The sequence below is a fragment of the Neorhizobium tunisiense genome (assembly GCF_039631515.1).
Lineage (GTDB): Bacteria > Pseudomonadota > Alphaproteobacteria > Rhizobiales > Rhizobiaceae > Neorhizobium.
In genome coordinates, this window is record NZ_JBDIUU010000003.1 from 73,956 (window position 1) to 86,946 (window position 12,991).

At 62.3% G+C, this 12,991-nt stretch carries 13 protein-coding genes; 7 read left to right on the plus strand and 6 right to left on the minus strand.

Going from position 1 to position 12,991, the window contains the following annotated elements; all coding sequences use genetic code 11:
- The 3 genes from ABCW43_RS14525 to ABCW43_RS14535 all read right to left on the minus strand — a co-directional run bounded on the left by ABCW43_RS14525 (window position 1) and on the right by ABCW43_RS14535 (window position 3,506).
- Window positions 1–876, minus strand: coding sequence for an ABC transporter permease (locus ABCW43_RS14525; protein ID WP_345925610.1), 876 nt, complete (start codon window positions 874–876; stop codon window positions 1–3).
- A gap of 1 nt (window position 877) precedes the next feature.
- A complete protein-coding gene (locus ABCW43_RS14530; protein WP_345925612.1) occupies window positions 878–1,894 on the minus strand; it encodes an ABC transporter permease in 1,017 nt (338 codons plus the stop codon).
- Window positions 1,895–1,970: 76 nt separating this feature from the next.
- The gene (locus ABCW43_RS14535) at window positions 1,971–3,506 is read right to left on the minus strand and encodes an ABC transporter substrate-binding protein (protein WP_345925614.1); all 1,536 of its coding nucleotides are present in this window, start codon (window positions 3,504–3,506) and stop codon (window positions 1,971–1,973) included.
- 401 nt (window positions 3,507–3,907) lie between these two features.
- Here ABCW43_RS14535 and ABCW43_RS14540 point away from each other — a divergent pair, with 401 nt between their 5' ends.
- The 6 genes from ABCW43_RS14540 to ABCW43_RS14565 all read left to right on the plus strand — a co-directional run bounded on the left by ABCW43_RS14540 (window position 3,908) and on the right by ABCW43_RS14565 (window position 9,664).
- Window positions 3,908–4,336: a hypothetical protein gene (locus ABCW43_RS14540; RefSeq protein WP_345925616.1), complete on the plus strand. Its 429-nt coding sequence runs from the start codon at window positions 3,908–3,910 to the stop codon at window positions 4,334–4,336.
- A gap of 10 nt (window positions 4,337–4,346) precedes the next feature.
- Window positions 4,347–5,960, plus strand: a complete 1,614-nt coding sequence (locus tag ABCW43_RS14545; RefSeq protein ID WP_345925618.1) for an AMP-binding protein — start codon at window positions 4,347–4,349, stop codon at window positions 5,958–5,960.
- 71 nt (window positions 5,961–6,031) lie between these two features.
- Window positions 6,032–6,457 (plus strand): organic hydroperoxide resistance protein, encoded by a 426-nt coding sequence (locus ABCW43_RS14550; RefSeq protein ID WP_046631594.1) that lies wholly within the window; start codon window positions 6,032–6,034, stop codon window positions 6,455–6,457.
- Complete coding sequence (locus ABCW43_RS14555; RefSeq protein ID WP_345925622.1) at window positions 6,457–7,635, plus strand: thiolase family protein; 1,179 nt, start codon at window positions 6,457–6,459, stop codon at window positions 7,633–7,635. Before ABCW43_RS14550 ends, ABCW43_RS14555 begins: the two co-directional genes overlap by 1 nt.
- Window positions 7,632–8,876 carry an SDR family NAD(P)-dependent oxidoreductase gene (locus ABCW43_RS14560; protein WP_345925624.1) on the plus strand — a complete coding sequence of 415 codons (1,245 nt, stop codon included), beginning with the start codon at window positions 7,632–7,634 and terminating at the stop codon, window positions 8,874–8,876. Before ABCW43_RS14555 ends, ABCW43_RS14560 begins: the two co-directional genes overlap by 4 nt.
- Complete coding sequence (locus ABCW43_RS14565) at window positions 8,873–9,664, plus strand: cyclase family protein (protein ID WP_345925626.1); 792 nt, start codon at window positions 8,873–8,875, stop codon at window positions 9,662–9,664. The genes ABCW43_RS14560 and ABCW43_RS14565 overlap by 4 nt, the downstream gene beginning before the upstream one ends.
- Here ABCW43_RS14565 and ABCW43_RS14570 read toward each other — a convergent pair.
- A complete protein-coding gene (locus ABCW43_RS14570; protein ID WP_210013103.1) occupies window positions 9,643–10,185 on the minus strand; it encodes a winged helix DNA-binding protein in 543 nt (180 codons plus the stop codon). The two genes, ABCW43_RS14565 and ABCW43_RS14570, sit on opposite strands and share 22 nt — an antisense overlap.
- 98 nt (window positions 10,186–10,283) lie before the next feature.
- Between ABCW43_RS14570 and ABCW43_RS14575 the strand changes: the two genes are divergently transcribed.
- Complete coding sequence (locus tag ABCW43_RS14575) at window positions 10,284–11,090, plus strand: aspartate/glutamate racemase family protein (RefSeq protein WP_345925630.1); 807 nt, start codon at window positions 10,284–10,286, stop codon at window positions 11,088–11,090.
- Window positions 11,091–11,149: 59 nt separating this feature from the next.
- Here ABCW43_RS14575 and ABCW43_RS14580 read toward each other — a convergent pair whose 3' ends face one another.
- Window positions 11,150–12,076, minus strand: coding sequence for an NADP-dependent oxidoreductase (locus ABCW43_RS14580; RefSeq protein ID WP_345925632.1), 927 nt, complete (start codon window positions 12,074–12,076; stop codon window positions 11,150–11,152).
- A gap of 28 nt (window positions 12,077–12,104) precedes the next feature.
- Window positions 12,105–12,860, minus strand: a complete 756-nt coding sequence (locus tag ABCW43_RS14585; RefSeq protein ID WP_345925634.1) for an HpcH/HpaI aldolase family protein — start codon at window positions 12,858–12,860, stop codon at window positions 12,105–12,107.
- Window positions 12,861–12,991 lie beyond the last annotated feature (131 nt).

Consider the following 12,991-nt stretch of genomic DNA (forward strand, 5'->3'; position numbering starts at 1 on the left):
TCAGGTGCGCTCCGTCTGGGTCAGGCGCGTGTCGAGGGTGCGGCGCAGGCCGTCGCCCAGGATATTGAAACCGAAGACCGCGAAGAAGATCGCGAAGATCGGCGCGATCAGGTTGAACGGCGCTTCGTAGATGTTCTGGCGCGCATCGGCGATCATCTGGCCCCATGCGGCCGTTTCCGAGCCGACGCTCATGCCGACGAAGGAGAGGATCGCCTCGACGATGATGGCGACGCCCATTTCGAGGCTCATCAGCGTGATCAGCAGCGGCAGGGTTCCAGGCAGGATTTCGCGGGTGATGGTGCGCCAGTGGGAAAAGCCGATGAGTTGCGCGGCAGAGACGTAGTCTCGTCGGCGCAGGACGATGACTTCGCTTCGCAGTACGCGACAGAAACGGGTCCAGTCGACAAGGATGATGGCGAGTACGACGTTGCGCAGTCCGGTGCCGAGGCCAACCATCAGGATCAGGGACAGAATGACCGGCGGGAAGGAGAGCCAGATTTCGACGATACGGCCGATCACCCAATCGACCCAGCCGCCGAAATAACCGGCGACATGGGCGAAAAAGGCGCCGATGATCATCGCGCCGATTGAGGCTGTAAACGCCACTGTGAGCGCCACGCGGGCGCCAAAAATCAGGCGGGACAGGACGCAGCGGCCGAGGCTGTCGGTGCCGAGCGGAAACATCGCATCGCCGCCGTCGGCCCAGACGGGCGGGGTCAGGATCGACAGCAGGTTCTGTTCGTTCGGATCGTTGGGCGCCAGATAGGGTGCGAAGATTGCGCAGACGGCCAGAATGAAGATGATCACAAGGCCTGTCTGGACGCGGCCGGATTTCAGCCAGAGTGGAAGCGGTCGCCCCTTCGTATATTGCAGCATGTCAGCGCACCCTCAGTTTGGGGTTGAGGATCAGATAGAGGCTGTCGACCACGATGCTGATCACCAGAACGGCGACACAATAGGTAAGCCCCGCGCCCTGGATGATCGGCAGGTCCGCGTTGCGGATCGCATCGACCATCAGGTTGCCCATGCCCGGATAGGAATAGATGATTTCGACCAGCAGCGTGCCGCCGAACAGGAAGCCGAACTGCACGCCCATCAGGCTGAGCGTCGGCAGGATGGCGTTCTTCAGGCCGTGGCAGATCAGGATGCGCTTTTCGGAAAGCCCGCGCAGGCGCGCCTGCTGGATGTAGTCGTCCTGGTAGGCATCGAGCAGGCTCGAGCGCAGCACGCGCATAAGAGAGGGGGACAAGGCGATGCCGAGTGCGAGGCACGGCAGGATCATGTGCTGGAGCGCATTGGAGAATGTCGGGATATTGCCGGTGATCAGGCTGTCGAGCAGCAGGAAACCGGTGACGAGTGGGCGCTCGAAACCGGGGCTCAGCCGCCCGGTGAAGGGCAGGACCTCGAAAAAGACGCCGAATATGAGGAGCAGGAACAGGCTCCAGAGAAATTCGGGAAGCGAGAGCAGCAGGATGGAGACGAAATCCATCACCGCTTCGGCGCGGGTGCCGCGGACATAAAAGAGGAAGAGACCGCCCGCGAGGCCGAAGACGGTGGCAACCATCATGGCGATGACGGCAAGCTCGATGGTGGCGGGCAAGGTTGAGCCGATCAGGCTCGTCACATCCTGACGGAAATGGATGGAGCGGCCGATATCGCCATGGAAGAGCTTGTTCAGCCAGATGCCATACTGCTGATAGAGCGGAAGGTTGAGCCCCATTTCCGTGCGCATCGCCTCGACTTCCTGGACCGTCGCATTGGGCGGCAGCGACATTGCAGCGGGATCGACCGGCAGGATGCGCAGGATGCAGAAGAGAAGCGCAGAAACAAGCAGCAGGATCGGTATCGCGGTGAGGACACGCTTTACCAAGAGCTTGGCAATGGTCGCAATCATGCGCATGCCCCGTATGACGATGTGAAGGAATGGGTCCGGACGTGCCCGGACCCCTGGATGGTGACGTCAGCCGGTATCAGGACCAGGACATGGTGCTGCCCAGGACCCAGGCATTGCCGTATTTGACGTAGTTGAGGCTCTTCTTTTTGACCAGCGTCTGAACGCTCTGCAGGATCGGAATATTGGCGCCCGTTTCGACAGCCTCCTGCGCGACGGCCTTATATCCGGCGATGCGCTTCTCATAGACCGGCTCGACGAAGAGCTTGAGGATCTTCTCACCGATCTCCGGACCCTTCCAGGCGCCGAACGGCATTTTCGGGTTCATCAGATAACCGGAGAAGATTTCCGGGTCGCCGGTGGCGTTGTCGAAGCTGTAGAGGGTCGCTTCCGGCAGCTTGCCGCCGCGGTTGAGCTCGAAATATTTCGAATATTCGATCTGTTCGAGTTCGACCTTGAGGCCGACCTTTTGCCACATCTGCACCAGGGCACGGGCGATATCGAAGTCGCTCGGGAACTGGCCGTTGGTCGCGGCGAGTTTGAAGGTTGCGGGCTTGTCCGCGGTGTAACCCGCGTCGGCCAAAAGCTTCTTCGACAGTTCCGGGTCGTAGGGGAACTTATAGTCGGGCAGGTAGCCCGGCGTGCCGGGGGTTGCCGGAATCGAGAGCGGCACTGCGGCACCGCCATAAAACGCCTTGGAAAGCGCTGCCTTGTCGATCGCATGGTGGGCGGCAAGACGGACGGCCTTGTCCGTAAAGCCCAGGTCGTTGCGCATCTGCAGAAGGATCAGGCGGGTGAACGGGTTGATCTCGGCGGTCAGGCCCTCGGTCTTGCCGAGACGTTCGGCTTCACGGACCGGAATGTTGACGGTCAGGTCCACCTGGCCGGACTGGATGGCAGCGGTGCGCGCCGACGGGTCCTTGATGATGTCGATGGTGACGCGCTTGATCTTCGGTTTGGTGCCGAAATAGTCGTCGTTGCGCTCCAGCACGATGCGGGAGTTCATCTGATAGTCGACGAGCTTATAGGGGCCGGTGCCGACCGGCTTCTTGGCGAATTCTTCCGGGCCGACGGATTCGATATATTTCTTCGGCACCAGATAGCTGCCGAGGAAGGCAAGCCACTGCGGCGCGGTCGGAGTCGGGGCGGAGAACTTCATGACGCCTGAAGTCGGCGAGAGGATTTCGATGTCGGTAAGCGTGCGCCAGGAATTGGCGATGTCGAGCTTCAGGCCGGATTTGATGCGATCGACGAAGGTATATTTGAAGTCCTCCATCGTCATCGGATCGCCGTTATGGAACTTCACGTCGCTGCGGATCTCGAACGGCATCGAAAGGCCATCCGGCTTCAGCTCCCACTTGGTGATGAGATTGCCGATCAGCTTCAGGTCCGGCGACTGGTCGAGCGGCTGGTCGAAGACCATCTTGAAGAGCGGCTGCGCATCCGGAACGAAGCGCAGGTTCGGGTCCCAGGACGGCACGTCGGACGGCCAGCCGATGGTGACGCTGTCGGTGCCCTGGGCGAAGGCGAAGTTGGCCTGCGAGAGCACGGAGCCGCTGACCGCGGCAAGGCCGAGCATCTGCAGGAGATTTCTGCGGTCGATTTCAAAAGTCATGACGATCCCTCTGGTTTGCCCGTCGATCGTGACCGACGGACCTGCGGCGGTTGGTGAAACGCAAGCCTGCAATCCTGCCAGGGGCTTCTCTTGATTTTCGATGCCGCTTTTTGCGGTCGTCCCCTTAACAATTGAGAGGATCGTAGAACGAGGTATAAATTACTTCAAGCCTAAAATTTCCGATCGTCAGAAATTGAGAAACCTGTCGACTTCTGCGTGTGGAAGGCCGGAAATGCAGGGGTTTTCTCAGCCTGCAGGTTGAGAACGCGACGAGCGCCGATTGCCAAAGCGGCAGCCGAAGGCCGAGCACACAAAAATCCGTTGACGTCCTTTCCAATTATTTTATGCTTAAAATGTCTTTTAGAGAAATGACGCCCAGCGCAGCTGAAAGAGGGACGCTCATGATCGATCCGCATTGTCATTCCAGCAGCATTATGGTGGAGCGCCCAGCGGCGGTCGCCTTCGAGCTGATGTCGGACGGGCTGAAACAGGGCCAGTGGGCGTGGGGCAGCCTCAACCGCACGGAGGTCGAGCCGGGTCTCTTCGCCGGCACCTCGACCTTCACGGGAAAACAGACATTCGTGCGGCTCCATGTCGACCGGCCCCGCTTCCAGGTGGACTACGAAGTCGGCGCGGCCAAGGACGCCATGCAGTTCCGCAACATGTCCCGGGTCATCCCGGGCGAACTGCTTCGCATGGCGCCGGATAAGTGCGTGGTGACGCTGCTGACCTGGCGGCTGGAGACGCAGACGGATGCGGAGTGGATCCAGTTCGGCACGATCCACGAGGCAGAAATGTTCCTGATCAAGGGCATCCTGGAACGGGCATAAGGACAGGACGATGCATTCTCCCTATCTCCTATTCGAAAACCAGGCGCTGAAAAGCCCCGATGCGCCGATGCTGATTGCGCCGGCCAGCGCCAAACTGCCTTATGCGCCGGAAGGCTTTCGCTATAGCTATGGCGAGGTTTTCGCTCGCGTCGGTCTTCTGAAGCAGAAGTTCGTGGCGGCAGGATACGGGATCGGAGCCCGCGTAGCGCTCCTCCTCGAAAACCGCCCGGAGTTCTTCGACTACTGGCTGGCGCTGAACGCGATCGGCGTCTCGATCGTGCCGATCAATCCCGATCTGCGCCGCGACGAGTTGCTGTTCCAGCTCGACATGGCCGAAGCCCCATTGATGGTGGTTATCCGCGAGCGGCTGGATGATCTGCGGGCCATCTCGCCCGGCAAGGTGACGGTGATCGCTGCAGGCGACAACATTCCGCCTTCGCCCGAAACCCGCGAGGCACGACCCGGCGGTCCGGATGCCGAATGCGCGCTGCTGTTCACCTCCGGCAGCACCGGCAAGCCGAAGGGCTGTATTCTTTCGAACATCTATTTCATCGGCATCGCCGAATGGTACACGACGCAGGGCGGCATCGCCGAAATGGGCGAGGGAGCCGAAGTAGCGCTGACGCCGCTGCCGATGTTCCACATGAATGCGCTCGGCTGCACGGCGGTCGGCATGATCATGAAGGGTGGTGCGATCGTGCCGCTCGACCGGTTCCATTCGAGCAGCTGGTGGGCATCGATCGCCGATTCCGGCGCGACGATCATTCACTGTCTCGGCGTCATCCCCGCGATCCTGCTGCAGCTCTCGGCTGTCGAAGCGGAACGGGCACACAGGGTAAAATTCGCGCTGGGACCGGGCGTCGATGCGCGCCACAAGATCGAGTTCGAGGCGCGTTACGGCATCCCGATCGTTGAAGCCTGGGCGATGACCGAGACCGGCGGCAGAGCCGTGACCACCACAGCGGCGGATGACTATACGCCAGGCCTGCGCTGCATCGGCCGGCCGCGTGCCGGCATGGATTTTCGGATCGTCGATGATGCGGGGAATGACGCGGAGCTCGGCAAGCCGGGCGAATTGCTGGTTCGCGCCAAGGGGCCGAATCCGCGAGACGGCTTCTTCAGCGGCTACCTTAACGACGAAAAGGCGACCGAGGAGGCGTGGGAAGGCGGCTGGTTCCACACCGGCGACGTCGTTTATGCCGACGAGAAGGGGCTCCTCTATTTCTTCGACCGCAAGAAGAGCATCGTGCGGCGCAGCGGAGAGAACATCGCCGTGCTGGAGGTGGAAGCAGCCCTTGCCAAGGATCCGGCGGTCAAGGCATCTGCGGTAACGCCAGTGCCGGACGATCTGCGCGGCGAGGAGGTTTTCGCCTTCATCGTCGAAAGCGAGACCGCCGGAGTGGGCGAACCGGCCGAAAAGGCGAAGCGGATCATCGAGGCGGCCGGCGCCCATATCGCCTACCACAAACTTCCTGGCTACGTGGTCTTTATCGACAGACTGCCGGTGAGTTCGACCCAGAAATTGCTGCGCGGCGAGATCAAGACGATGGCGGCGAAGGCGGTCGAGGATGGTTCGGCGATCGATCTCAGGAAGCTGAAGACATCGATCCGCAAGTCGGGCTGAATTCTCTTACGGTTCTCTGTTGCTTCTGTTATACAATAAATCACAGCTTAAATCATGATATGGAGACATGTATGACCCCGGAAAAGATCCTTTACGAGACGTCCGTTACCGCGCACGGCGGCCGGGAAGGGAAAGCGCAGAGCACGGACGGCAGCTTTGCCGTCAATCTGTCGGTGCCGAAAGGGCTCGGCGGTCCGGGTGGCGAGGGAACCAATCCGGAGCAGCTTTTCGCGGCCGGTTATGCGGCCTGTTTTCTCGGCGCGGTGAAGCTGGTGGCGCGCACCAGCAAGATCGCGTTGCCGGATGATGTTTCGATCACCGCCAAGGTCGGCATCGGCCCGGTGCCGGTCGGCTACGCACTGGCGGTCGAACTCGTGGCGTCCTTGCCCGGCATAGAGCGAGCAGTCGCAGAAGAGATCGTTGCCGGTGCGCATGAGCGCTGCCCCTATTCCAACGCGACGCGGGGCAATGTCGATGTCAAGCTGACGGTGGCCTGATGGTTTCTCCCCGCGCGCGGCAATCCTATGATGGCGTCGTTCTGGCGGTTCCGGTGACGGTTCCCTACAAGCGCTATTCCATAGAGACCGCGCATTGGTGGATGGGCAAGGCACTGAGGGCTCTGGCGGAAGGCGCTGGCATCAGCCATCGGGATTTCGATGGTTTTTCGGTCGCTAGCTTCACGATGGGGCCGGATGTCGCGGTTGGCCTGACCCAGCACTTCGGGTTGTCGCCGCGCCATATCGACCACGTGCCGATGGGTGGGGCTGCGGGTATCGTCTCGCTCCGTCGGGCGGCGCGGGCGGTGCAGGCGGGTGACGCCGATATCGTCGCCTGCGTCGCGGCCGACACCAATCAAGTCGATACCTTCCGCAAGACGCTCGCCAACTTCTCCCGCTTCGCACAGGATGCTTCCTATCCCTATGGCGCGGGTGGCCCCAATGCGAGTTTCGCGTTGATCGCGCGCCACTACATGGACCGCTACGGCGCGACGCGTGAGGATTTCGGCAAGCTCTGCGTCGCCCAGCGCGACAACGCGTTGCGCAATCCCAATGCGCTGATGAAGAAGCCATTGACACTGGAGCAATATATGTCGGCGCGGGCGATCGCCGAACCGTTCCATCTGTTCGATTGCGTCATGCCCTGCGCCGGCGCGGAGGCCTTTCTGGTGATGCGGGAGGAGACGGCCATTTCGCTGGGGCTTCCCTTCGTCCGGCTGCTGTCGGCCATCGAGCGGCACAATGCGTTTGCCGAGGATCCGGTGCAGGTGCGCGGCGGCTGGGTGGTCGATCGCGACGAGCTATATGGAATGGCCGGTTCGGCGCCAGGCGATGTGGATTTTGTCCAGACGTATGACGATTATGCGGTGATCTCGATGATGCAGTTCGAGGATCTGGGTTTCTGCGCCAAGGGCGAGGGGCCTGATTTCGTGCGCCAGCACACGTTCACGGTGGACGGGTCCTTTCCGCACAACACGTCCGGCGGCCAGCTTTCGGCCGGCCAGGCGGGGGCGGCCGGCGGGCATCTCGGGATTACCGAAGCGATGCGCCAGCTTCTGGGGACGGCGGAGGGCAGGCAGGTCGAGGATGCGAAGCTCGGGCTGGTTTCGGGTTTCGGCATGATCAACTACGACCGCGGGCTCGCTTCCGCGGCCGCCATTCTGGCGAGGGCATCATGACCGGACCCTTTCTCAAGCCGAAGCGAAAGAATCCGCTCGCCCGCACCACGCAGCCGCTGCTGCCGCCTCAAGCGCGCAGCCGCAAGGCGCATGGGTTGACGCTCGCTGCCGCGACAGGCCGCTTCTTGCTGCAATGCTGCGGCGAATGCGGGCGCTACACCTATCCCGCACGCGAGGCCTGCCCGAACTGCCTTTCGTCCGACCTGACGTTCAGGGACGCGCCGACCGGCGGTTCGCTGCTGTCGGAAACGCGGATCGAGGTCACCAGCGACCCCTATTTCCGCGAGCATATGCCCTGGCGCACGGGGCTGGTTCAGCTCGATTGCGGGCCGGTCGCCGTTGTGCATCTGCACGGCGATTGCGGCGGGCCGGGTAGTCGGCTCAAACTGTCCCTGCAGCTGGACCGGGCCGGACAGGCCGTGTTCTTCGCCAAGCCCGTTTCGGAGGTGCCGCACATGGAAGACGATCCTCAATGGCGGGAAATGACTGCCGATCCGAAGCATCGGCGGGTTTTGATCACCGACGGACGCTGCCCGGTTGCATTGCCGCTGGCGCAGGCTCTTCGGAAAGGGGGAGCGGCGAAGATTTTCGTAGGCCTCGCCGATCGCTGGAAGCCTTTTGACCAGCAGGCGTCGCTGGAGGCGATCGAGGGCATCGAACTTGTCGATCTGGACCTGACCAGCGAGCGTTCCGTGCAGGAGCTGGCGATGGATATCGGCGCCAAGGTCGAGATCCTGGTCAACACGGCCGATCATGTCCGGCCCGCGCATCTTTTCGACGCGGGAGCGGCCAATGCGGCGTGTGAGGCGATGGATCATACCGTGATGGGACTGATGCGCCTTGCCCAGGCTTTTGGGCCGGTGATGCGTTCGCGCGGCGCCGATGGTGCGGCTGGAGCCGTTGCCTGGGTCAACGTGCTCTCCGTCCATGGGCTCAGCAATGTGCCGCAGTTCGGCGTCCATTCCGCCGCGCATGCGGCCTGCCTGTCGCTGTCGCAATGGCTGCGCACCGAGCTTAGGCCGGGCGGTATCCGGGTCATCAACACATTCACCGGGCCGCTCGATACCGAATGGTTCCAGACGGTGCCGCCGCCGAAGGTGGCGCCAAAGGCCGTGGCCGATGCCGTTCTCAACGGGCTGAAGCGCGGGCTGGAAGACATTTATGTCGGCGATGTCGCCAAGGATATCGAGGCGCGGCTGTTCGACAATCCGAAGGCCGTCGAGCGGGAGGCTGGCCAATGAGCGGCGATATTCTGGGCAAATTCGCCGGAGCCTTGGCGAGCGGGGCAGTCCGGGTCGTCGATCTCACCCACACGCTGTCGCCGGATTTTCCGGTCATCGTCATGCCGCCGGAACTCGGGCAATCAGCGCCGTTCCGCATGGAGAGGATCTCCCGCTACGATGGCGGCGGGCCCGCCTGGTATTGGAACAACCTCTCCTTCGGCGAGCATACCGGCACCCATTTCGATGCGCCGATCCACTGGTATACGGGCCGCGATCTGCCGCTCAATTCCGTCGATACACTGCCGCCGGCCGACATGATCGCGCCGGCCTGCGTGATCGATTGTTCACGGCAGGCGGCCGGGGATGCGGATTTCCTGCTGAGCGTTGCCGATGTCGTGACCTGGGAAGAGCAGCGCGGGCGCATTCCGGCGCGATCCTGGGTATTTTTGCGCACCGACTGGTCGAAGAAGTCAGGCGCTGCCTATGCCAACCTGCAGGCCGATGGCGCGCATACGCCCGGGCCGGATGCGGAAGTGATGCGCTGGCTTGTCGCGGAACGGGATATTATCGGCTTCGGGACGGAAACGATCGGCACCGATGCCGGGCAGGCGGGGCACTTTTCGCCACCCTATCCGGCGCATCATTACCTCCATGGCGCCGGCCGCTACGGGCTGCAATGCCTCACCAATCTCGACCAGTTGCCGCCGACAGGCGCGATGATCGTCGCGGCGCCGCTTAAAATCCAGAACGGTTCGGGCAGCCCGTTGCGCGTGCTGGCACTCGTTCAGGAACGCTCGACCGGATGAGACCCGCTCGCCACCCGCCGGGCGGCGGTGTCGTAGAAGCTCGTCAACAGTTCCAGCATTTCCGTCGCCCCGCCAAGTCCCTCTTCCGCATGGTCCATCTTCTGGATCAGCGAAATCAGCAGATGCCGCCGCAGAGCCCGGTAATCCTGGGTGAGCTTGGTGCCCTTGCGGGTCGGCGTGTAGAGCGTGTCCTTGCGCGACCGTCCTTTGACGCGTTCGATCAGCTGCAGGGTCTGCAGCTTCTTGATGGCGTATTGAATGTTGGCGGTGTCGTCGCGGCCAAGCAGGCGGGAGATTTCGCCAAGCCCTTTCGGCTTGTTGCGATAGCGGATCGTGTGCAGGATGGCGGTGTCGAGGCCGCTGAGGCCCGCGCCGGCGAGTTCGCTGGAGCATTCCGCCTGCCAGCGCAGGAAGGCGGCGGAGATTCGCCAGAGCGACCATTCGAACTCCGTCAGCGCGGCTTCCGACATCTCGACGGCCGTGTCGCTCAGCGGGTTCTCGGGCGTGGTCGGTGACGTCATGCGGCTCTCCGGGTGTTTTCTGCAATCGGAGTAAAGCTTTAAATTGGTGTTTTGACGAGCGCAAAATCGCACGGGCAAACGAACGAAACGAGGGGAACATGCGCATCTTCTGGCAAAGCTTCATCGACGCCACGTCAAGCGCCGCCTATATGAAGCGGCTCTCGAATTATCTGAATAGGATTGCCGAGCCGGGCACGACGGTGGACGTCTTCGGCATCAACCCGCCGGACCGGCATTTCGGGCGGCTGGCTGAGTTCCGCTGCGCTGCGATCGCAATCGACAACGGGCTGGAGGCGGCAAGCCGCGGCTACGACGCCGTCGTCATCGGCCATTTCCAGGATCCCGGCCTCTACGAGCTCAAGTCGGCACTGACAATTCCGGTGATCGGTACCGGCGAGGTCTGCATGCACTATGCGGCGCGGCTCGGGCGGCGCATGGCGCTAGTCACTCTCGACGACGTCTTCCAGGCCTGGCACTACGAGCAGGCCGATCTCTATGGCCTTGGCAACCGCGTGAAGCACGTGGTCGGCATGAATTGCGAACCGTCGGATTTCAGCGCCGCCTTTGCGGGCGACGACGAGGCGCGGTGGCGGATGCTTGAAAACTTCACCGCCTGCGCGGAGCCGCTGGTGCGCGATGGCGCCGATGTCGTGGTGCCGGCGGGCGTACTGCCGGGTCTCCTGGTCGGCGGCGAATATGGGTTCAAGGTCCTGCATGCGCCGGTCGTCAACACGGCGGCGGTGGCGCTGAAGAGCGCCGAGATGGACGTGCGGCTGCACAAGATCAACGGCATCGAAGTGAGCCGCGGGCCGTTCTGTGCGCTCGCCAACGAGCATGCGATCGAGGATTTCCGGACTTTCGTCGCCAACGGCCGTCAAGCGCCGCTGTTTCCGAGCGGCAACTGACTTTATTGGTTACGCCTGTCGTCATCCCAAAACCGCTTCAGGCTTTGAGGACATGCACGTCACATCGTCAGCATGAGGCGCCCACGCGAGATGGCGCCTTTTTCCATTAGCCGGTGAGCCTCGGCCGCCGCCGACAGGGGCATGGTGCGGGCAATCTGGGGCTTGAGCAAGCCCGCGCCGGCGAGATCCATTATCGATTGGAGCGCCGACTTGTCGTCGGTGATCATCGCGCGAGTGACCTTGACGCCGAATTCCTCGCCGCGATCCCTGATCGGGTCGGCAACCAGCCAGACCATGTGGCCGCCCTTCTTGAGTACCTTGTAGGACTTGTCATGGACTTCGCCGCCCATCAGTTCGAAGACGATATCCTGATCGGTGAGGAGTTCGGAAAAGTCCTCCTCGTCATAGGCGATGACGCGATCGGCGCCGAGACCGAGGACATAATCGCGGTTGGTCGAGCGGCAGGTGGCGGTCACATGGGCGCCGAGATGGTGGCAGAGCTGGACCAGCAATCCGCCGACCGCACCGGAACCGGAATGCACGAGAACCTTGTCGCCGGATTTGACTTCCGCGGTTCGCACCGCAATCCAGGTGCTGAGGCCGGCATTGGTCAGCGCCACGGCCTCAATCGTGGAGAGCCTGTCTGGAATCTTGACAGCATGCTTTTCATCGACGGCGATCATTTCCGCATAACCGCCCTGGGCGAAAACGCCGGCAATGACCGCGGCCCGGTCTCCCACCTTGAATTCCGTGACGTCGTCGCCGACCGCGATCACCGTGCCGCCGCCATCGCGCCCTGGCACGCTTGGCATCGGCAGGGTGAAATGGCTTTGCAGATAACCGGCGCGGAGTTTCCAGTCGAAAGGCGTGACGCTGGCGGCCTCGAGCTTCACCAGGATCTGGCCCGGTCCGGCAACCGGATCAGGCAGATCGACATAGTGCATCACGTCGGCCGGGCCGTGCTCGCTGTATTGGATGGCCTTCACGTCTTCACTCCCGGAAAATTGATGCGGCTTATGCGGAGCGCGCGGCGGCGACGTCGGCCGCGATGCCGGCGCCGAGAAACCTCGTATCGCTTGAGAGCAGATAGAAGCTGATGCCGGCTTGAGACCACCTGCCGACGTCATCGGCGGAAGGGCGGAAGATGCCGACGGCCTTGCCGGCCTTGCGTGCGGCCTCGGTGATCCTGAGAATGGCCGCGTCGAGCTTTGCTGCTCCATCCGGCCCCATCGCGTCGATGGAGACCGAGAGGTCGCCCGGGCCGATGAAGATCACATCGATGCCCTCGACGGCGACGATCTGGTCGACATTGGCGAGACCATCGGCAGTCTCGATCTGGATCGCCAGGACGAGGCTTTCATTCGCTGATAGCAGGTAGTCGGGAATGCGGTAGCCGTAGCCTGCGGCGCGTCCTGGTCCGACGCCGCGTTCGCCGATCGGCGGATAGCGGGTCGCCAGAACGGCGGCCTTGGCCTGGGCTGCGGTCGAGACGCGTGGCACCAGTACGCCGGCGGCTCCGGCATCCAGCACGCCGGCGATCGATTCCGGTGCATGGCCCGGGACGCGCACCATGGCTGGCACCCGGTGGACATCCGAGGCACGAACGAGGTTTTCGATGAGTTCACGGCCGATCTGGGAATGTTCGGCGTCAATGCAGATGAAATCGAGACCGGCCGCGGCAGTCACTTCGATGGCGACCGGATGAGGGATCGCCGCGAATGTGCCGATGACGCGCTCATGACCGATACATTTCCTGCGGAATTCGCTCATCGGGGTGCCTTTGCAATCTGCCCGGCGCGGCTTCGGGATATGCGCCAAATTAAAGTTTAAGCCTAAAATTCTTGATGCCGCAAGTGAATAAAACAGTATACTAAAAATGCCAGCGATCAGTCACATCAAAA